Below are 19696 nucleotides of genomic sequence, written 5' to 3' on the forward strand. Positions count from 1 at the left end.
GGAATTGAGAACCGAGACTTCAGTGGTCAGGACCGGCGAGAGCCGTTCGTCGACCAGAACTCGGAGGTCCCCATGAGGAGAATCGTTACCGCCCTTGCCTTGGCGGTCGGCATGGCCGCGGCCAGTGCGCTGGCTGCCGGGCCGGCGGCCGCGCAAGCCGCGCCGTCGGCACCGTCCGCCGGGCTCCTGCCCGCCACGTGCGTGACAGCACCGATCTCTGGAGAGTGCAACACCGCGGCCGTGCAGGCCGGCTCGGACGGCGCGGTCTATTTCAATGTCAACACCGGCATCGTCGCGCCCTGCCACTACTACATCCGTGACGTCACGAACGGCCGGCCGGTCCGCGACGGCTCCGTCGTCGGGAGCTACGCCGGCCGGGTCACGGGCCTCACCAACTGGTACCGCCTGGAGCTGCGCTTCTGCTTCGTCGGCGGCGCAACCGGCGCCATCTACTAGGGGCCGTCGGATGCCGTAGCCCCGTGCCGGTCCGCAGGTTCGAGGGACAGGCATGGGGCGACGGCGTTACGGCGACCATCGAGTCGGCCGAGGCGAGCCGGCGGTTCGTTACCGTCTCCGTATGGTCACTTCTTCACGTCTGGCGGTCGTTTCCGGCGGCGCGACGGGCATCGGCCGCGAGATCGCCGGCGCCTTCGCCGCCCACGGGGACCGGGTGGTCATCGTCGGTCGGCGTACCGAGCTGCTGGATCAGGCCAGCAGGGAGATCAACGAGACAGTCGGGTCGAACGTGGTGATCCCGGTCGGTGCGGACCTGACGGATCCGGCACAGGTGCGACGCGCCGCGGACCGCATCTCGGCACTGGGCGACGTCGACGTGCTGGTCAACAACGCCGGCGCGATCAGCACGCCGCCGGCGGACGACGGGCTCGACGCCCTGGCCGCGTCCTGGCACCGGGATCTGGACGTCAACCTCATCACCGCGGTGCTGCTCACGAACGCGCTGCTGAACCGCCTGACCCGGCCGGGCGGCAGGCTCATCATGATCAGCTCGGCGGCGGCTCAGCGGGGCGGCGCGGGCACGCACTCGGCCGGATCGTACGCGGCGGCGAAGGCCGCGCTGCACGGGTGGGCTTTCGGGCTGGCCAGGCAACTCGGCAGGGACGGCATCACGGTGAACGTCCTGGCTCCCGGCTACATTCAGGACACCGACATCTTCGATGGCCAGGACACGCCCGACTTCGTCGCCACCAAGATTGCCGACACCCTGGTCGGCCGGACCGGTACACCGGCGGACGTCGCGGCGGCGATCACCTACATCGCCTCGGCCGAAGCCGGATACCTGACCGGTCAGGTCATCGGCCTCAACGGCGGCGCCGTCCTCGGCCGGTAGGGATTTCCGCCGGCTTTCTGTTGCCCTTGACGTTAACGTCAGGTTCTAGCGTAGCGGTCGCCCCTCCTCGGACATCACCGGCCGAGGTTTCGCGCACCAAGGGAGACCCGTATGGACATCGCCAGCCCAGGGGGAAGCCGCATGACCGCCACCTGGCGCAGAGCAGCCCTCGGCCTGCTGTGCCTGTCGCTGGCCGCGGCGTTCATGGGCGTAGCAGGCCACGCCTCCGCGAGCCGGGCACCGGCCGCCACGGCACCGGACTTCGCCCCGCTCGACCAGGCCGGGCCGCGGCTGTCCGTTCCGGCCGCCCGACTCGCCGCGGCCGTGACCTGCACACCGAACGCCACCCGCGCCCGCACCGAGGTGGCCCTGTTCGTCCCCGCCACCGCACTGGACCCCGACCAGTTCTCGTGGAACTGGTTCGCCGCTCTCGACAAGATCCGCCATCCGTACTGCTCGGTGGCCCTGCCCGGCCACGGCCTCGGCGACATCCAGGAGTCCGCCGAGTACGTCGTCCACGCGATCCGCCACGTCAACCGGATCAGCGGCCGTAAGGTCGCCGTCGTCGGGCACAGCCAGGGCGGCCTCGAACCCCGTTTCGCGCTCCGCTTCTGGCCCGACACCCGCGGGATGGTCTCGGACTACGTCTCGCTGGGCACGCCCAATCACGGCAGCCTGGTCAGCGCGGCCAACTGCGCCGGCGGCGCCTGCCCGCCCGCCTTCTGGCAGATGACACCGCAGGCGAACTTCATCCGGGCGCTCAACTCCTACCAGGAGACCTTCCGCGGCATCTCCTACACCAACGTCTACACCACACTGGACCAGTACGTCACGCCCAACCGCGACCACACCGGCACCTCCAGCCTGCACGGCACCGACGGCTCGATCACCAACGTGTCGCTGCAGGGCATGTGCGCCGACAACACCGGCGAGCACATCGCCGTCGGCACGTCCGACGCGGTCGCCTACGCCCTGGCCCTGGACGCCATCACCCACCGCGGGCCGGCGCAACCCGCACGGATCCCCCCGTCGGTGTGCGCCGAGCCCGCCATGCCCGGCGTCGACCCCACCACCTACCAGCGGGACCTGGCGCAGCTCAACGCCACGCTCACCGCGAACTGGGGCGCCGCACCGACCGCGACCGCGGAACCCGCCCTCAAGCCGTACGTCTACGCCCGCCGCTGAACCACCCGGTGACCGGCCGGCCGGCGGCGTCCCCTGCGGGCGCCGCCGGTTCCCCGCCGCCACTCAGGTTCTGCGCACCGACAACGCGGTCGCCGGCCATCATCGCGCGCACGATCGCTTCCGGGTCGTTGTCCAGGACGAACGAGCCGTCCGCGAACAGCCCGTACCCGGCCTTGTTGACGACCACGTCCACCGTGCCGAAATGCGCGAACGCCTCGTCGACCCGCGCGCGGACGTCGTCCGGCCGGGTCACGTCGAGCATCGCCACCCACAGCCGGTCGCCGGCCTGGGCATCCCGGTGCTCCCCCATCTCGCCGCCCCCACCGTGCCGGCCGGCGTCCGGGTCCTCCCGGTCGACGACGCCGGATGGCCCGGCCGCTTCGCCGTCATCGTCACACCCCGGGACCGCTCCGCCCGGGCGGCAGCCATGGTCACCGCCCTCAAGCACCGGTCCGCCCTGCTTCACCGCGAGGTCCGCGGCGCCTGATCGCCGCACGTGACAGCGCCCGCCCACGGCGCCGTGCCGCTTTGCCGAGGGCCGCTCCACCTGTTAGACAGGGGCCGGTGGCTCGCCGTCCACGCGGTGGACGGGCGACGTCACGCAGACCAGCAAGCGTCCGCTGGTGACCCGGCCCGGGCCCGAACAGTGAGAGTGAGTCATGGAGCGCCATCATTCTGCCGCTGCGCGGGGCGACGCCGGCCGGATCCCGCCGGTCTATCGGGCCGTCATGGCGGCGGCCGGGCCGGTCGTCCGCTGGTGGGGTCGTCTCGAGGTGGTCGGCGTACACCACCTCCCGACGCACGGCCCGGTGATCGTCGCGGCCAACCACGACAGCGCGTGGGACCCCGTGGTCATCGCGTTCGCCGCCCGCCGGCACCGGCAGATCCAGGCCCTCGCCAAGGCGTCGCTCTGGAAGAATCCGCTGCTCCGTCGCGTACTCGACGGGATGGGGCAGATTCCCGTCCGGCGCGGCCAGGCCGACACGAACGCACTGGATGCCGCGGTGCGGTGCCTCTCCGCCGGGGGCTGCGTCGGGATCTTCCCGGAAGGCAGCCGTTCGCAAGGCCGGCAACTGCGAGCCCGCAGCGGTGCGGGACGCATGGCTCATGCCGTACCGCAGGCCCGCATCGTCTGCGCGGCGGTCTCCGGGACCGTGGACATCACCCGTTTCCCGCGGCGCCCCCGGCTGAAGGTGACGTTCTTCGAACCCACACCGTCGTCGCCGTCGGAGTCCGCACAGGAACTGGCCACCCGGCTGACCGACGAACTCCGCGCCGTCGCACCGGTGGCAACGGCCAGACGGCACTGAGCCTCCGCGCGTCCCCACACTGCGGTCCCCCCTCGGCCCGCGGCGGCGGCGAGGGCGGCCGAAGAAGTCGCGCTGATCCCCGTGGACGGCCCTGTCACCTGCCGGTTCGTCGGGAGCCGGGTCGCCGGCCGCCGCGCGCGGGCCCGGACCTGCGGGACCGGGCCGGCTGTGCGCTCGGGCCGTCGACCGCGCCGGGACTGGAGAACGACACCGGAGGGGCGGCAGGACGTGCGGAGACCGGTGGCGGCCACTGCGACGCCGTCATCTGTGCTCCGGTGACCGGCACCGCCGGCGAGATGTGGTCCAGCAGGCGCTGCGCCAGGCCGGCGTCGATCTCGAGGTCAGCGCTGATCCGGACATCGGCCTCGGTCGCCAGGTCCACGACGTCGTCGCTGGTGAACTCGTCGGCTCCGAGAGTGCTGAGCCGCCGGGCGAATTCCTGCACATTGATCATCTGCAGTCACATCCTCGGGTCGCTGTTGACCCAGCGTAACCGCCGCCTTGATCGGCTGTTCCTGCGCCCACCGCCGGGCAGCCCGCTCGGCGAATCCGAAGCACGGCCGAGAAGCAATTCCACCGGGTACGGGTGCTCGCCCGTCGTCTCCTACGCTGAGCCGGTCGGGGAGCATCGGGGAGGCACGGCATGACGGACGTCGACTGGTCGCGGATGGGCTACCGGTCCTGGTCGGACCTCGCCGTGGTAAGGCAACGGCTGGCGGCCGGCGCCGACCCGAACACCCTGGTACGCGGGCGCGGGCGGCCCCTGCACCACGCGGCGCGGGTGGGCTCGGCCGAGGTGGTGACGGAGCTGGCCCGGCTCGTCGACGACGTGGACGCCGTGGACGACGGACGCACCGCGCTCTGGCTCGCCGTCCATACCGGCAGACCCGCCAACGCCCGCGCGCTGGTGGCCGCCGGCGCGGACCCCGAGCGTCCGATGATGGGCGGCTGGTCACCGGCGCGGCTGAGTCTGGCCGGCGCGACGCCGGACCTGTTCGACACGAGCGCGACACTGACGGAGGCGGAGGCCGCCGCCGTCGCGGAGTCCCGCAGGCTCATCGACGCGCTCGCCGAGATCGACGCCGAGGGCATGAGCCTGTGCTGCGTGGGCGGCATCGACGCCGCCGAAGCGGTACGGCGCCTGCAGGCCACGGTCGTCGAGGACGAGATCGCCGTCGCGGACATGTGGGACGCCACCGACGACGAGTCGATGCAGACGCTCGGTGTCACCGACGTGCCCGGCGGATGCGTCGTCAGCCAGCCGTGGGCGTACGGCGCCTCCATGCCGCTGGTCGCGCTGCTGCTGTCGGCCGACACGGTCGGCTACAGCATGTACGCCAATCCCAAGAGCGGCGATCAGGGCGCGGCGGTACACGACGGCGTCATCACCGGATGGGACCTCAGCCCGGGCGACGGATGGTCTGCGGCCGGCGCACCCGCCGCCGAGGTCCTGCGCGTCTTCCTGTACCAGAACCACGCCGTCGAGTACTGCTGTGCCTACGCCGGCGTGCGTCCCGCCGACGCCCGCCCGTTCACCGAACCCGATCGGTGGGTGCGGCTACCGGCCCGCGACTGGTGGGCGGTCTCGGTGAACTAGCGTGCCGTCCCCGGACACGGTCGCAGGCCCCGGTGTCGAACCGGGCGGTCCGCCGGTATGAGGGGCGGTTGAGCAGCCAACGCTCGCCTGCGGTGTACTCCACCGCGGACGGCACATCATCGAGAGGCCGTAGCCGGATTCGAACCGGCGTCCACCGCTTTGCAGGCGGTCCCCTGACCAGACTCGGGCATACGACCGTGCTGCGCCCCCGGCTGGGATCGAACCAGCGGCCCCCGGATCCGGAATCCGGTGCTCTGTCCGCTGAGCTACGAGGGCAACGAAGTGCGCGTCCCTGGTGCCGACCCAGGTCTGCCACGAAGGCGGCGGTTTTACGGACCGCTGGACGTGCCGCCGTCCACGACGCGCATGAGGGTGACTGGCCGGATCGAACCGGCGAGATCCGGCTCATTCAGGCCGGCGGGCTGGTGCCTTCGGTGTCCCCGGAGAGATTCGAACTCCCGGCCCCCGGATCCGTAATCCGGTGCTCTTTCCGCTGAGCTACGAGGACAGGCGGAACGTGGCCGGCTTGGCCTGACCGCCGTGACCGGTCGGCCCGCCCGATTCGCCGCGCACCTTCCGTGGTGGACCTGGGCGGATTCGAACCGCCGACCCCCGGTCTGCCGAACCGGTGCGCTACCAGCTGCGCCACAAGCCCATGTCGTCCGGAACCCCGGGTCGAACGGGGTGTCTCACGCTCCCCAGGCGCGCGGCGTGCCGTCTCCCCCGCTCCGGATCACCCGGCCGCCGGCGGATCTGCCGGCGGCCGGGCACGATGCGACGCGGCGCACGGCTGTGCGCGGCGTCGGTGATGTGCCATCCGCTGTGGAGTTGTCAATGAGCCATGCCGCCGGCCAGGGGCCGGGGCGAGTGCGCACGGGCAGCAGGAGTCGAACCCGCGTCTTCCGGTTTTGGAGACCGGTGCTCTGCCGGTTGAGCTACACCCGTAGGCCGGAGTCGAGAGGCCGGCCGTGCCGGAAACGGAAAAGCCGCCCGTCCCGAACCGGGAGGGCGGCGATCGCTAGTCGGGTACTAGCTGCGCCGCCGGCCCAGGTCGTGGCTGTCCTCGCCGCCGGTCGGATAGCCGGGTCGCCCGGCACAGGCCATGGCGACCTCGCCGCGCGGCATCAGCCGGTGCGCTGCGATCGAGGTGTGCCACGACATGGTTGGTCTCCTGACCGTGATCGGTTCGTCCTGGTGGTGATCACTACGCTAGGGCCACCCCACCGGCGCCGGCAACTCCATTTACCGCCCGGCTTCGGCGGTTGCCGCGACAGACCTGGGCATCGGGCCGGTGGCTACGCTCGCCGACATGGCAGGCGATCTCCGGATTCCCTTCACGCACGAGGACCGCGACGGCGACGTCGTCGTCCGGGTCAAGCGGATCGCCACCGGCGCCGAAGCCGGGTTCGACATCCTTGCGAACCTGCCGTTCGGGCCGGAGGCAGCGGCGGGATACCCGAGCATGTCGGCGACCCTGGTGTACGCGGGCGAGGGCTATCGGCAGCTCATGGGGTGGATCCAGATCGTTCACAGCGTGCGCTCCTGGCGCGACGGGCGGGTAGACGAGGCCAGCGAGGTGGACCTCGGCCCGGTCTGGCAGGACACGGACCTTCCGTTCCTCGCGCTCGGATACCTGCCCTCGGCATTCGACGCCCCGGCACGGAATCTCCGCGGTGCCGACGCCCTCGACTGGCGCGCCGACATGTTCCTCACCACGGTCCCCCGGCGTACCCGTGCCGAGCCCATCAGGCGGCTCGCGTCCTTCACCTGGGGCTACCGCGAGACCGACACTCCACCAGAACCACCGACCGTCTTCCCGCCACGGAGAACCGAACACGACGCATGGACGCGCGCCCTCGACCTGTTGCGGCGACGGTTCCCCGGCTGGGTCTGGGCGCCACCGGGATGACACCGCCGCGCCCGGGGCCGTAAGGTCGGGCTGGGCCGCAGACCGGGACGGGTCACGCATGTCCGCTTTACGGATAGTGGTAGATCAATTCCGCCGGGCTGGCCAGAACGGGAGCGGCAACGGTATGTAGATGACCTGGCCAAGCACGGGGGAGGCGCGCGGCTGATGGCACTGCATGGATACGAGTGGCCCGTACGTGATGGCGGCGGGCACCGCGCGACGCAACCCGGCTGATCGGCCGTTCTCCACCTCACCACTGTGGACGCGCCGTTCCGGCGCGCCGACGCCGTTCTCACTCATGGGGGTTGTGATGGCCTTGCCATCCGTCTGGTCCGTGGTCAAACGTTCAGGCCGCCGCATACCCGGCGGTGCCCGCATCGGCGGTGCGGCCGTCGCGCTGGCGCTGGTAGTCCAGCTCGGCGGCCCGGGTGTGCCGGCGCATGCGGCGGAGTCCGGCGCGACGGTGGCGCAGATGCGCGACCACGCGGCTGCGGACCTCGTCGAGGGTGGACCGTCGGTGCGGCGCGCCGCGGAAGCGGCGCTGCTCGGCTCGGACGCCGACGTCCGGGCCTACTTCGATCACGGCGCCCAGGTCGCGCTGGAGGCGGACGAGCGGGCGGCCGTCCAGGTGCTGGCCGGCATGGACGGCGCGACGTTGCGCACCGCCGCGCACGCCGCGCTCGACAGGTCGCCGGAGGAGATCGAGAAGTTCGTCTACGGCGGGTGGCGCAACGCCTGGGCCGCCGACGAGCGCCAGCGGGTGTACCGGGCGCTCGCGGCCGGTGGGACGACCGTCAAGTCCGCGGCCCAGCAGGCGCTGGCCGGTGGCGCCGAGGGCATCGACAAGTTCCTGACCTCCGGGCGGGACGCGGCGGAGCACGCCGACGACCGGCTGGCCGCCACCCGGATGCTGACCGGCGCGCCGAACAACAGCGGCCCGGTCCTGAACGCGGCCGCGCAGTCCGCCCTGAACGGGACGCCGGAGGACCTCAAGGAGTTCCTGCGCTGGGGTCAGTTCACGGCCCGGGCCCGCGACGCCGAGCTGGCCTCGATCCGGAGCCTGACCGAGCAGGCGAAGCAGGCCGGTGAGACCACCGCACGGGAGGCGCTCGCCGCCGAGGAGTCGTCGATCCGGGCCGGCAACGCGGCCGCCGAGGCCAAGCGGGCCGCCCAGGCCGCGGAGGCGGAGGCCAAGGCGGCGGGCGGTGACGCCCGGAAGGCGTCCGCCGCGGCCGGGCGGGCCGCGGACGCGGCTCAGGGTGCGGCCGACGCGGCCCGCGAGGCGGTCGCGGCGTCCAACGCCGCGATGCGCGCCGCCCGGGTGGCGGCCGACGCCGCCCGCAAGGCGACCACCGCGGCGGCACTGACCGCGCAGGCCGCCTCGCGCGCACAGCGCGCCGCCGCCGCCGCGCGGCTGAATGCCGGCGACGCCCGGTTGGCGCGGGAGGCCGCCGAGGCCGCCCGCGACGCCGCCGAGCGCGCCCGCGAACTGGAGCAGGTCAAGGCCGAGAGGGACCGGGCGATGGCCCAGGCGACCGCGGCGGCCCTCTCGGCCAAGGCCGCCGGTGCGAACGCCGACGATGCGGCGAACGCCGCGGACGAGGCCGGCCGGCAGTCCGGTGTGTCGGCACAGCAGGCGCAGCGCGCCCGGAACGCGGCCGCGCAGGCCCGCCGGGCCGCCGCGACCGCGGACCGGGCCGCGGACCGCGCCGAGAGCCTGGCCCGGCAGGCGAAGGAGGCGTCGGACGAGGCGTTCCGGTACGCCCAGCAGGCCGCCGAGCACGCGGAGAACGCGGTCACCCAGGCCCGGGCCGCGGCGGACGCCGCCGACCGGGCCGAGATCTCCGCGGCCGAGGCGGCCAAGCACGCCCAGTCGGCGGTGGACGCGGCGAACGTGGCGGTGAACGCCGCGAACCAGGCCGTCGAGCTGGAGGCGCTGGCGCGTACCGAGGACCAGGCCCGGCTGGCGGAGTGGACCGAGCAGGGGGTCCAGGCGGCCCAGACGGCGCTGGAGGCGGAACGGCAGAACACCGCGGCGAGCGGTGAGCTGGCGGCGTGGAACCGGACGCTGCTGTGGGACACCGCCGAGCAGGACCGCGTCGACGCGACCACCAGGACCCTTCTGGCCGAGGCCGCCGCCGTGGACGCGCCGGTCGAGGTCGTGCGGGACAAAGGCCGGCGGGCCGCGTTGGCACTGGTGACGATCGGTGGTGAGTGGACGCGGCAGGCCGCGCAGGACGCGCTCGGCGGCGATGACGCGGAACTGCGCCTGTGGCTGACCGAGGGCCGGCGGAGCGCCGCCGGTCAGGACGACCGGGCCCGGCTCTGGCGGCTGGTCGACACGCTGCCCGACGGCCCGGAGAAGACCGCCGCGCAGGCCGCGCTGGGCGGCAGCGACGCCGTGGTGGAGTCGTTCCTGCGCACCAGGAACTACGCCGGCAAGGTGGCGAAGGACCGGCAGCAGGTGTACGCCATGCTGCCGACCGCCGGCACGAACCTGAAGGCGGCCGCGGACCGGGCCCTGGCCGGCACGGCGGCGGAGCTGCACCAGTTCCTCCGCACCGGGCAGTACACGGCCCGCGCCGCGGACGACCGGCTCGAGGTGTACCGCGTCATGGAGCAGGGCGGCCCGGAGGTCCAGGCCGCCGCGAAGGTGGCGCTGGCCGGCCCGCCGTCGTACCTCTCGTACTTCCTCACCACCGGCCTGTACCAGGCGCAGCAGCGTGACCTGGAGCAGGCCGCGCACGTGGCCACGGTGAGGAAGCTCATCGCCGAGGCCCAGCAGTACGCCCAGAAGGCCCTGGAGGACGCGGACCGCGCGGTCGAGGCGGCCAAGCGGGCCCAGGGGTACGCCAACGACGCGAACGCGGCCAAGGCCCGGGCCGACGCCGCCGCGCAGCAGGCCGTGACGTTCGCCAACCAGGCCGCCGCCTCGGCCGACCAGGCGAAGCAGTCGGCCGACCAGGCGGCGCAGTCCGCGGTCACCGCCCGCAACGCCGCGAACCGGGCGCAGGCCAGCGCCAGCCAGGCCGCCCGGTCGGCGGCCACCGCGACCGCCGCTGCGCAGCGGGCGCAGGCCGATGCGTACACCGCCTACCAGGCCAAGCATGCGGCCCGGGCGGCGGCGGACGCGGCCGGTCAGGACGCCGCCGCGGCGGCGAAGGCCGCCCAGGAGGCCGCGGACATCTACGTCGACCGGCTCAAGCAGGCCGAGCTGGACCGGCGCAGCAACGAGCCGGGCAGCGGGCCGGACGGCGAGGGCACCGCCGCGGACGCCCACAAGACGTGGGGCTGCCTGGCGATCGACCCGTCGTCGGTGTCCAAGGAGTGCCTGACGGTCTTCAAGGACTTCGCCGACGCCCTGATCAACCCCGCCAAGTGCAGCACGCCGGCGAACGCCGGAACGGCCGGCTGCACGATGCTGGCCGACCTCAATCAGTTCGCCAAGGAGAACGGCGACCTGCTCCTGGACATGCTGCAGTTCACGCTCATGGCGTGCGGGCTGATCCCCGGCGCCGGCGAGGTGTGCGACGGCATCGACGCCGCGGTGTCCTTCGGCCGTGGCGACTGGACCGGCGGTCTGCTGTCGCTCGGGTCCGCGATCCCCATCCTCGGCTGGGGTGCCACCGGTCTGAAGGCGTGGAAGAACGGCGACAAGTTCCGCAGCATCCAGAAGATCATCGAGAAGCTGCGGAACGGCGGCGGCAGCTGCCCGGTCGGGAACAGCTTCGTGGCCGGCACCCGGGTGCGCCTGGCCGACGGCCAGACCAAGGCGATCGAGACCGTACGGATCGGTGACGCGGTGACCGCGACCGACCCGGCGGGACGCCGCACCGCGGCCCGGTCGGTGACCGCCACGAGAACCGGGTACGGCGTCCGACAACTGGTCGACATCAGCATCGACGACGATGCCGACGCCACCACCCCGGCCGCGGTGCTGTCCGCCACGGCGGAGCACCCGTTCTGGGTCCCGGCCAAGCGGGCCTGGGTGCCCGCCCGGAAGCTGGCGGCGGGCACCGCGGTGCAGCAGCTGGGCGGCGGACCGGTCCGGGTGACCGCGGTCGCCACGCGCACCGAGACCACCCGGGTGTACAACCTCACCGTCGCCGACCTCCACACCTACTACGTGGTGGCCGGGGCGGCGACCGTGCTCACGCACAACGAGGATCCGCCGCGGATCCCGTGCCTGCCGAAGGTCGGCGACGTGCCCCGCAAGGTGGTCAACAGCAACATGGCCCACGTCGACGACGCGCGGGCACAGCGGGCCGGCTACAGCACGGCGCAGGAGGCGCAGGCCGCGGTCCGTGACCTGAGCACGCGCGTCAATCGCGACGGATTCCCGGAAGGTACGATTCCGGACACGGCGCGGTCCGACCGGGTGCTGGTGCCGATCGGCGACAAGGGGTACGCGGTCTACCAGATCAAGCCCAACGGGAACGCCGTGTTCAAGACGATCCTGGAGAAGAGGTGACCGTGATGGCGGGGCTCGCACCCGGTGAACAGCCGTTGCGGGAGCCCTTCTGGTCCTTCGCCGAGCCGGGCGAGGAACGCGCGGTCGACCGGCTGTTGCGGCGGCGCTTCCCGGACACGTACCGGAGGCTCGCCGCGGCCCTGGAGCAGGCCGATCCGATGGACGTCGTCTACCCCGGCAATCCCGGTGAGTACGACGACGTGGTGCGCGAGATCCTGGTCCTCCTGGCCGGGGCGGGCGGCTCGGTGGACGGGATGCCCGTCGACGAGCTGGCCGGCCTGATCGAGGAGGGCCTGGCCCGGCGCTTCGGTGAGCCGGCGGACGACCGGGCCGTCCGCCGGGCGGCCGAACTGCTGGCCGGCGCGGGCTGAGCGGCGTGCGGGCCACCACCACGGTGGTGGTCCGCACCTCCGCGGGGATCGGGGTCCGTCGCTGACGTGCGGGCCGGCCGGCTCTGGTGCGCGGGTCTAGGGCTTGCGGCCCAGGCCGCCCGCGATGATCTTCCCGGCGAAGCTCATCGGCTCGGGCACGACGTCGTCCGGGTCCGGACGCCAGAGTGGGTTGTAGACCACGCCGGGTTCCAGCAGCTCCATGCCGGCGAAGAAGCCGCGGACCTCGTCGAAGCTCCGGAACCGTCCGCTGCCCAGGTCGCCCAGCATCACCCGCTCGATGTCGGCGGTCTCCGCGCCGCCGTCGATGAAGTGGGTGATGAAAACGAGGCTGCCCGACGGGACCGCGTCGCGGTACCGCGCGACCAGCTCGCCGGGGCGCTGCGAGTCGTCGAGGTGGTGGAGCACCGCGACCATCAGGAGCCCGACCGGCCGGTCGAAGTCGATCAGAGCGCGCAAATCGGGACTGTTCAGGACCTCGTCCGGGTCGCACAGGTCGGCGGTGATCACCGTGGTGTTCCCGTTCTCGGCCAGCAACGCCCGGCCGTGCACCAGCACCATCGGGTCGTTGTCGACGTAGACCACCTTGGCCTTGGGGTTCACGCTCTGCGCGACCTCGTGGGTGTTCTGCACCGTGGGTAGGCCGGCGCCGAGGTCGATGAACTGGTCGATGCCCTGGTTCACCATGTGCCGGACGGCCCGGCCCAGGGCGGCCCGGTTGTGCAGCCCCACGTCGATCCCGCCGGGGGTCAGCTCGATGAGCTTGGCGGCGAACTCCCGGTCGACCGCGAAGTTGTCCTTGCCGCCGAGCAGGAAGTCGTACACCCGGGCCACGCTCGGCACCGTGGGATCCACACCGACCGGCGTCTTCCGCTTCGGACTCTCCGCCTGGCCGGCGGGTGCGGCGCTGTACTCCACTGTGAACTCCCGGGTCAACAGGGTGCTGAGGGGGCACAGCGTACCGGGCGCACCGGATCTGCGCGGCACGAACCCGGCGCGGGCCGGAACCGGTCGGCCGCCGCCCGGTCGGCACGCCACCGGTGACCGGGCGGGCGGACGTCACCGGGTGGAGCGACGGGCGCGGCCGGCTTCCGGCGCCGCTCAGGCGGGTTCCGGTGGATCGGTCTGGGAGGGCACGTCGAGCGGGTGACGCGCGGCGTCGCGGCTGGCGATGCTGGCCATGGCGTTCCGGTACTGCAGTCCGGTGATCTCCCCCGTCATCAGCTGTCGGCTCAGGACGCCCTCCAGGGTCTGCGGGTCCGGCTCCGGTACCGCGGCCGGCGGCGCGACCGCCATGGCCGGCCGGCCGGCCGCCTCGAGGACCGCTCGGCGCAGCTGGGGCCGCGCCGCGAGGACAACTGCCGCGATCAGGCACGCCAGCACGATCAGGGAGCACAGCACGAGGATCACCTTCCATTCGGAGCCGCGCCACGGCGGGTACATCCGCGGGTCCAGTGAACATGGCGGTGGCCGGTGCGGTTCTCATCCCGTGCGGGTGGCATCGCCCCGGACGGCGGGTCGTGCGCTCATCCTTCGCGGATGGGCCGCGCTCGCCGGAGGGCTGTGACGCTGACGTCATGGCCGAACCGTGCTTGCGCCGTCGACCGCGCGTCACCGTCCTGGTCTGCCTGCTGCTCGCCCTCGCCGCGGCGCTGGTCGTCGCCTGGGTGCAGGCCGCCCGTTCGCAGCGGAGAACGGAGTGGGACACCGAGGCCCGCGCGTGGTGGCCGGAAACCCGCGGAACTCAGCGCCACCCGGCTGCCTCCGGTTCTGCGGACGACCACCGCCTGAGCCACCGGCCGCGGAGCCGGGCACGCCCGCCGTGCAGGCCTGATGCCCTGCTTCCCGGAAATGGAGACGTCATGAGCGTGCCCCTCCCCGCCCGGTGTGCCACGCTGCCCCGACGGCACGACCCGTGGTCCCGGCGCGGTGACGGGCGGATCGTCGACGGCAACCGCCTGTTGTCCGCGATCGGGAGAGGCGGGACGCGACGGTCTTTCTGGCGACGCCACTCGCCGGCGGTCCTCCGGTCGCGGTGAAGATGTTCCGCCGCGGTACGGCCGTCGCCTGCCGGCGTGAGTTCGCCATCGCCTCGGCCGTGGATGTGACCCGTACGGCCGCCCCGATCACGCACGGTGTCACCGCGACCGGCTCCTATCTGGCCACCGCGTACCTGCAGGGTTACCAGAGCGGGGCGGGGCTGATGGGCGAGACGATGTCGGTCGCCTCGCTGCTGAGGTTCGGTGGCGAGCTGGCCGGTACGCTCGCGTCCATCCACGACAGCGGAGTCGTGCACGGCGACGTCAAACCGGCCAACCTGCTGATCGGCGGCGATGACGTCCGGGCCATCGACTTCGGCATCTCGCAGTACGTCGGGGAACGCCCCGCCGGTGACGGATGCGTGCGGTGCAGCCGCGGCTGGGCCGCTCCGGAGCAGCTGCGCGGCGAGCCGCTGGCGCCGAGCGCGGACGTCTTCGCCTGGGGCAGCCTGATCGCCTACCTGGCCACCGGCGTCCACCCGTTCGCCGCCCGGCACGACGCGGAGTGGATCCGGCGTGTCGGCTCGGGGCGGCCGAACCTCGCCGGGCTGCACCGCGCCGTCGGCGCGACGGTACGCGCGGCGCTGGCCCACGATCCGCGCGACCGTCCGAGCGCGCACGAGCTGGCCGCGATCTGCCGCTCGGCGACCAGGTGGATGCCGCCGTTCCGGCCACCGGCTGACCCGGCCATCCGCCGCGGGTGACGCGGGTGCCGGTCCCGGCGCCGATGCTCGAGGCGTGACAGCCGAGCCGTCGAATCGCTGGGTGTCGCCGGCGACGGCGGTGGTCGCGACGGTGGGCTGGCTGGCCGCGACCCTGGCTGCCGCGCGCTTCGGACCGCCGGGAACGATGCTCCTGGCCGGGCCGCTGGGCGCGCTGCTCCTGCTTCTGCTGGCACGCGCGGCGGGGCTCAGCGCCGACGAGGTGGGCCTGGGCCGGCGGTCGATGCGGCGCGGCGCGGCGTACGGGCTGTGCGGTCTGGTCGCGGTGGCCGTGGTCTACCTGCTGGCCGCGTGGCTGCCCGTCACCCGGTCCGCGTTCCTCGACGAGCGGTACCGCACGGATCTGGGCGCGGCATTGCGCACCGCGCTCGTGGTGATCCCCCTCGGCACCGTGCTGTTCGAGGAGGTCGCGTTCCGGGGCGTGCTGTGGGGGCTGGTGTGCGCGGGAGGGGGCCGTACCCGGGCCACGCTCCTGTCGTCGGGGGTCTTCGGCCTCTGGCACGTCCTGCCGTCGCTGCGCCTCAACCGGGTCAATCCGGCGGTGACCGGCCTGGTCGGTCCCGGTCCGGCCGGGCAGATCCTCACCGTCGCCGGGGCGGTGGTGTTCACCGCGGCGGCCGGGGTGCTGCTGTGTGAGCTGCGCCGGCGCAGCGGCAGCCTGCTGGCCCCGATCGGTCTGCACTGGGCGGTGAACGGACTCGGTGTCCTGGTCGCCGCCGGCATCGCGAGGTGGAACGCATGACGGCCGACAGAGAAGGTGGCACGCCGATGACTATCGCGACGTCCGCGGCGCAGGCGCCGCCGGAACCGGATCAGCCGAAACCGCCGTCGCACGGCCGGTGGTGGCGGCTGGTGCACCGGTGGCATTACGACTTCGTCGGGCTGCTGGGCGCGGTGATCTGCTTCTGCCTGTCGCTGACCCCGTCGCTGCTGCCCCGCGGTCCCGGGTTGCAGGCGGTGGTGGGCGGCATCTCGGCGGCGATCGGGTACGGGCTCGGCGTGCTGGTGGTCTGGCTGGCCGGGAAGCTGAGCAACCGCCCGGTTCGCCGGCCCGGCCGGACCGCCTGGCGGGTCCTGGCGCTCATGGCGGTGGTGGCGGTGCTGGTCCTGCTCTATCTGGGCGCCGGTTGGCAGCGGGAGATCCACCGGTTGACGGGCCTCGACGAGCCGGCTCGTCCCCGGTATCTGCTCGTCCTGCCGCTCGCCGTCCTCGTCGCGGTCGGCCTGATCGGCCTGTTCCGCCTGCTGCGCCGCGCGGCCCGCGCCGTCGGCCGGCTGCTGGGGCGGGTGGTGCCGGCGCCGACCGCGCGGGTGCTCGCCGGCCTGTCGGTGTTCGTCCTGGCGCTGGGCGTGCTGAACGGCGTGGTTCTGGACGGATTCTTCGCCGTCACGGACAACAGCTTCAAGGCGATCAACTCCGAGACCGAGCCCGACGTGTCACCGACGCAGGATGCGCTGCGCTCGGGCGGCCCGGGCTCGCTGGTGTCCTGGGCGTCGCTGGGCAAGCAGGGCCGCAACTTCGTCACCGGCGGGCCCAGCGTCGAGCAGCTGCGCCGGTTCGGCGGCCTCGGTGTCAAGCGGTCGATCCGGGTCTACGCCGGACTGGACTCGGCGCCGACCTCGCGGGAACGGGCCGCGCTGGCGGTGGCCGAGCTGCGGCGTACCGGCGCCTTCGACCGCGAGGTGCTCGTCGTCATCACCACGACCGGTACCGGCTGGGTGGACCAGGACGGCGTCGACCCGCTGGAGTACATGTACCGCGGCGACTCGGCCATGGTCGGCATGCAGTACTCGTACCTGCCGAGCTGGTTGTCCTTCCTGGTCGACAAGGAACGCGCCCGGCAGGCCGGCCGGGATCTGTTCAACGCCGTGTACGGGGACTGGTCGAAGCTGCCGGCGGCCCGGCGGCCCAGGCTGCTGCTGTTCGGCGAGAGTCTGGGTTCCTTCGGCGCGGAGTCGGCGTTCAGCGGCGCCGACGACATCCGTAACCGGGTCGACGGCATGCTGCTGGTGGGTCCGCCCAACCGTAACGAGCTGTGGCGTCAGTTCGTCGCCGGCCGCGACCCGGGCAGCACCGAGATCCTGCCCAGCTACGAGAACGGCGCCACCATCCGCTTCGCCCGTGATCCGGCCGTCGACCTGGACGGTCCGGCGCCGGGGTGGGCGACGCCGCGGGTGGCGTACCTGCAGCACCCGTCGGACCCGATCGTGTGGTGGAGTCCGCGGCTGATGCTCAGCCGGCCGGACTGGCTGCGCGAGCCGCGCGGGGCCGACGTGTCGACCGGCGTCCGGTGGTACCCGTTCGTGACGTTCTGGCAGGTGACCGCGGACATGGCGTTCTCCACCGGGGTTCCGGCCGGGCACGGGCACAGCTACGGCGCCGAACCGGTGGCGGCCTGGGCGGAGATCGCGCCGCCGGACGGCTGGACCCCGCAGCGGACCGCGGAGCTGACCGGCCTGATCGCGACCCGGGACGACTGAGCCGGACATCGGTGCGCTCTACCGCGACCTGCGGACGCTGCGGGAGAGTCAGCCGAACGGCGGCCGGGTGTCGATCTCCATCCAGCGCTCGGGGTGTCCGACCGGCACGAATCCGGCCTTCGCGTACACCCCGTGCGCGTCGAGCGTGGCCAGCAGAACACGCTTGATGCCGTGGCGCTCGGCCCACTCGACGCTCCAGGCGGCGAGCACGGTGCCGAGGCCGCGGCCACGGAAGTCGGGATCGACGTACACGTCACAGAGCCAGATGAACGTCGCCCGGTCGGACACGATGCGCGCCACCGCGACCTGCCGCCCGTCGGGGGCGTAGAGGCCGGCCGGGACCGAATGGGCGAACGAACGCTCGACCACCTCACGCGTGCGGCCCTTGGCCCAGTAGGCATCGGTGGTGATCCACCGTACGACGCGGTCCAGGTCGAGATCAGCCGGGTCTTCGCTCAGCCGGTAGTCGCTCACGCCACCACTCTGCCGAGCCGGGAAGTGATCATGCAATACCCCACCGCGGAGACGACCGCGGCCGTCGCCGGACCGCCGTCAGACCCGGAGGTAGAAGCGCAGGGTGAACCAGGCGGTGATGCCGCTCACGCCCGCGCCGACGGCCGCCAGCAGCGGCAGCATCAGCCACATGTTGCCCTCCGGAATGGGGGTGAGCACGGTGGTCAGGGCGCCGGACGGGCCGCCGAAGAGAACGCTGCGGCCGGCGTACAGGGCGGCGAAGGCGACGATCGAGCCGATGACGCCGGCGGCCATGGCCTCCAGGACGAACGGCGCCTGGACGAACCAGTTGGACGCACCGACCAGCTTCATGACCGCCACCTCCCGGCGCTTGCTGTACGCCGCCACCTGAATGGTGTTGGCCACCAGCAGCAGCGCCGCGACCGCCATCGTCACGGCGATGACGAGGGCGAGCTTCTGGACCGAGCCGAAGATGGCGAACACCTTCGACAGGAGCTCCCGCTGGTCGACGATCGTCCCGATGCCGGACTGGTCCTTCAGCTGGGCGGCGAGTTTGTCGTAGGTCTCGGGGTCCTTGAGCTTCACCCGGAAGGACTCGGGCAGGGCGCCCGGCCGGACCGCGGTGACGAGAACCGGCGAGTCGCTCCAGATCCGCTGGAACCTGGCGTACGCCTGCTCCCGGTTCTCGTAGGTGAGGCTCTTCACCAGCGGGTTGCGCTGAAGTGCCGCCTGGAGACTGGTCCGCTGGGCATCGGTGACGTCGTCTCGCAGGAAGACCGAGACCTCGATCCGGCCGTAGTGGACGTCCTTCATCTCGTCGACCTGCAGGTACAGCAGCACGCTGGCGCCGAGCATGGTCAGCGACACGGTCAGGGTGATGATCATGGCGATGGTCATGGTGACGTTTCGCCACAGGCCGACCAGAACCTCGTTGAGGACATACTTGAGGCGCATGGGGTGGTCCCTTCCGGATCTCCGCGTCGAGAACCAGACGACGGGGCAGGGGGCGGTCTAGCCGTACACGCCGCGGGCCTGGTCACGGACGATCCGTCCGCTCTCGATCTCGATGACCCGGCGGCGCATCTGGTTGACGATGTTGGAGTCGTGGGTGACCATCACGACGGTGGTGCCGGTGCGGTTGATCCGGTCCAGCAGTCGCATGATCTCGATGGAGGTGTCGGGGTCGAGGTTTCCGGTCGGCTCGTCGGCCAGCAGGATCAGCGGCCGGTTCACGAACGCCCGGGCCACCGCGACCCGCTGCTGCTCACCGCCGGACAGCTCATGCGGGTAGCGGTGCTCCTTGCCACCCAGGCCGACCAGCTCCAGCACCTCGGGGACCACCCGCCGGGCGACCGCCTTGGTCTTGCCGATCACCTCGAGGGCGAAGGCCACGTTCTCGTACGCGGTGCGGTTGGGCAGCAGCCGGAAATCCTGGAACACACAGCCGATGGAGCGCCGGAAGTGCGGGATCCGCCACGGGCGCATCGTGGTCACGTCCTTGGCATTGACCACGACCCGGCCGCTGGTCGGCTGCACCTCGTGCAGCAGGAGCTTGATGAACGTCGACTTCCCGGAACCCGAGGGCCCGATGAAGAAGACGAACTCACCCTTCTCGATCCCGACAGTGACCGCGTCCAGCGACGGCCGGGACGCCTTCGGGTACGTCTTCGTCACGTTTTCGAGCGCGATCACGGCAGCAAGGTCTCCTTCGGGAACGCGAACCGCACCGGGCGGGCCGCGGAACGCACGTCGCACGGACGTGTCGGGTCGG

General features: G+C 72.5%; 20 protein-coding genes and 5 tRNA genes. 12 read left to right on the forward strand and 13 right to left on the reverse strand.

The features are described 5' to 3' along the window. Positions 1-99: 99 nt before the first annotated feature. The 3 genes from LDL48_RS01675 to LDL48_RS44165 all read left to right on the forward strand — a co-directional run bounded on the left by LDL48_RS01675 (position 100) and on the right by LDL48_RS44165 (position 2533). Positions 100-456, forward strand: a complete 357-nt coding sequence (locus LDL48_RS01675) for a hypothetical protein (protein ID WP_225253143.1) — start codon at positions 100-102, stop codon at positions 454-456. A 121-nt stretch (positions 457-577) separates the two neighbouring features. Beyond that, positions 578-1348, forward strand: coding sequence for an SDR family NAD(P)-dependent oxidoreductase (locus tag LDL48_RS01680; protein WP_225253144.1), 771 nt, complete (start codon positions 578-580; stop codon positions 1346-1348). Positions 1349-1489: 141 nt separating this feature from the next. Continuing rightward, positions 1490-2533, forward strand: a complete 1044-nt coding sequence (locus LDL48_RS44165; protein ID WP_272492988.1) for a lipase family alpha/beta hydrolase — start codon at positions 1490-1492, stop codon at positions 2531-2533. Here LDL48_RS44165 and LDL48_RS01690 read toward each other — a convergent pair. Then, on the reverse strand, positions 2505-2843 hold the full coding sequence (locus tag LDL48_RS01690) for an SDR family oxidoreductase (protein WP_225253145.1): 339 nt from the start codon (positions 2841-2843) through the stop codon (positions 2505-2507). The two genes, LDL48_RS44165 and LDL48_RS01690, sit on opposite strands and share 29 nt — an antisense overlap. Between LDL48_RS01690 and LDL48_RS01695 the strand changes: the two genes are divergently transcribed. Both LDL48_RS01695 and LDL48_RS01700 read left to right on the forward strand, forming a co-directional pair. Continuing rightward, entirely contained in the window at positions 2832-3020 is a 189-nt protein-coding gene (locus LDL48_RS01695; protein WP_225253146.1) for a hypothetical protein, read from the forward strand. The genes LDL48_RS01690 and LDL48_RS01695 overlap by 12 nt on opposite strands. Positions 3021-3192: 172 nt before the next feature. Then, on the forward strand, positions 3193-3843 hold the full coding sequence (locus LDL48_RS01700; protein WP_225253147.1) for a lysophospholipid acyltransferase family protein: 651 nt from the start codon (positions 3193-3195) through the stop codon (positions 3841-3843). A gap of 94 nt (positions 3844-3937) precedes the next feature. Here the strand turns inward: LDL48_RS01700 and LDL48_RS01705 are convergent, their stop codons facing one another. Continuing rightward, on the reverse strand, positions 3938-4297 hold the full coding sequence (locus LDL48_RS01705; RefSeq protein ID WP_225253148.1) for a hypothetical protein: 360 nt from the start codon (positions 4295-4297) through the stop codon (positions 3938-3940). Positions 4298-4486: 189 nt separating this feature from the next. Here LDL48_RS01705 and LDL48_RS01710 point away from each other — a divergent pair, with 189 nt between their 5' ends. Continuing rightward, positions 4487-5440, forward strand: a complete 954-nt coding sequence (locus LDL48_RS01710; protein WP_225253149.1) for an ankyrin repeat domain-containing protein — start codon at positions 4487-4489, stop codon at positions 5438-5440. 124 nt (positions 5441-5564) lie between these two features. On the opposite strand, the gene LDL48_RS01715 is transcribed toward LDL48_RS01710, so the two are convergent. The 6 genes from LDL48_RS01715 to LDL48_RS43290 all read right to left on the reverse strand — a co-directional run bounded on the left by LDL48_RS01715 (position 5565) and on the right by LDL48_RS43290 (position 6601). After that, positions 5565-5637, reverse strand: a tRNA-Cys gene (locus tag LDL48_RS01715). A 6-nt stretch (positions 5638-5643) separates the two neighbouring features. Continuing rightward, positions 5644-5716 (reverse strand) — tRNA-Arg (locus tag LDL48_RS01720). Between the two features lie 159 nt (positions 5717-5875). Next, positions 5876-5948: transfer RNA gene (locus LDL48_RS01725), tRNA-Arg, on the reverse strand. A gap of 71 nt (positions 5949-6019) precedes the next feature. Beyond that, positions 6020-6095 (reverse strand) — tRNA-Ala (locus LDL48_RS01730). Positions 6096-6312: 217 nt separating this feature from the next. After that, a tRNA-Trp gene (locus tag LDL48_RS01735) sits at positions 6313-6385 on the reverse strand. A gap of 84 nt (positions 6386-6469) precedes the next feature. After that, a complete protein-coding gene (locus tag LDL48_RS43290; protein ID WP_255627023.1) occupies positions 6470-6601 on the reverse strand; it encodes a hypothetical protein in 132 nt (43 codons plus the stop codon). Positions 6602-6749: 148 nt separating this feature from the next. On the opposite strand from LDL48_RS43290, the gene LDL48_RS01740 reads away from it, so the two are divergent. The 3 genes from LDL48_RS01740 to LDL48_RS01750 all read left to right on the forward strand — a co-directional run bounded on the left by LDL48_RS01740 (position 6750) and on the right by LDL48_RS01750 (position 12191). Further along, positions 6750-7349 (forward strand): hypothetical protein, encoded by a 600-nt coding sequence (locus LDL48_RS01740; RefSeq protein WP_225253150.1) that lies wholly within the window; start codon positions 6750-6752, stop codon positions 7347-7349. Positions 7350-7821: 472 nt separating this feature from the next. Next, positions 7822-11820, forward strand: coding sequence for a polymorphic toxin-type HINT domain-containing protein (locus LDL48_RS01745; protein ID WP_225253151.1), 3999 nt, complete (start codon positions 7822-7824; stop codon positions 11818-11820). Between the two features lie 5 nt (positions 11821-11825). Next, complete coding sequence (locus LDL48_RS01750; protein ID WP_225253152.1) at positions 11826-12191, forward strand: hypothetical protein; 366 nt, start codon at positions 11826-11828, stop codon at positions 12189-12191. 96 nt (positions 12192-12287) lie between these two features. On the opposite strand, the gene LDL48_RS01755 is transcribed toward LDL48_RS01750, so the two are convergent. Together LDL48_RS01755 and LDL48_RS01760 are read right to left on the reverse strand one after the other, a co-directional pair. Next, positions 12288-13127 (reverse strand): SAM-dependent methyltransferase, encoded by an 840-nt coding sequence (locus LDL48_RS01755; protein ID WP_225253153.1) that lies wholly within the window; start codon positions 13125-13127, stop codon positions 12288-12290. Positions 13128-13310: 183 nt separating this feature from the next. Further along, positions 13311-13610, reverse strand: coding sequence for a hypothetical protein (locus LDL48_RS01760; RefSeq protein ID WP_225253154.1), 300 nt, complete (start codon positions 13608-13610; stop codon positions 13311-13313). 598 nt (positions 13611-14208) lie between these two features. Here LDL48_RS01760 and LDL48_RS01765 point away from each other — a divergent pair. Genes LDL48_RS01765 through LDL48_RS01775 form a run of 3 tightly spaced genes read left to right on the forward strand, consistent with a single transcriptional unit; the run spans position 14209 to position 17451 of the window. After that, positions 14209-14952: a protein kinase domain-containing protein gene (locus LDL48_RS01765; RefSeq protein WP_225253316.1), complete on the forward strand. Its 744-nt coding sequence runs from the start codon at positions 14209-14211 to the stop codon at positions 14950-14952. Positions 14953-14986: 34 nt separating this feature from the next. After that, positions 14987-15712: a CPBP family intramembrane glutamic endopeptidase gene (locus LDL48_RS01770; protein ID WP_225253155.1), complete on the forward strand. Its 726-nt coding sequence runs from the start codon at positions 14987-14989 to the stop codon at positions 15710-15712. A gap of 26 nt (positions 15713-15738) precedes the next feature. Continuing rightward, positions 15739-17451 (forward strand): alpha/beta hydrolase, encoded by a 1713-nt coding sequence (locus tag LDL48_RS01775; protein WP_225253156.1) that lies wholly within the window; start codon positions 15739-15741, stop codon positions 17449-17451. A 48-nt stretch (positions 17452-17499) separates the two neighbouring features. Here the strand turns inward: LDL48_RS01775 and LDL48_RS01780 are convergent, their stop codons facing one another. The 3 genes from LDL48_RS01780 to ftsE form a co-directional block, all read right to left on the reverse strand. Beyond that, positions 17500-17925, reverse strand: coding sequence for a GNAT family N-acetyltransferase (locus LDL48_RS01780; RefSeq protein ID WP_225253157.1), 426 nt, complete (start codon positions 17923-17925; stop codon positions 17500-17502). Positions 17926-18003: 78 nt separating this feature from the next. After that, complete coding sequence (ftsX, locus tag LDL48_RS01785; protein WP_225253158.1) at positions 18004-18879, reverse strand: permease-like cell division protein FtsX; 876 nt, start codon at positions 18877-18879, stop codon at positions 18004-18006. Positions 18880-18936: 57 nt separating this feature from the next. After that, positions 18937-19617 carry a cell division ATP-binding protein FtsE gene (gene ftsE / locus LDL48_RS01790; RefSeq protein ID WP_225253159.1) on the reverse strand — a complete coding sequence of 227 codons (681 nt, stop codon included), beginning with the start codon at positions 19615-19617 and terminating at the stop codon, positions 18937-18939. Between the last annotated feature and the right edge of the window lie 79 nt (positions 19618-19696).

This window comes from Jidongwangia harbinensis (assembly GCF_020216025.1).
GTDB lineage: Bacteria > Actinomycetota > Actinomycetes > Mycobacteriales > Micromonosporaceae > Actinoplanes > Actinoplanes harbinensis.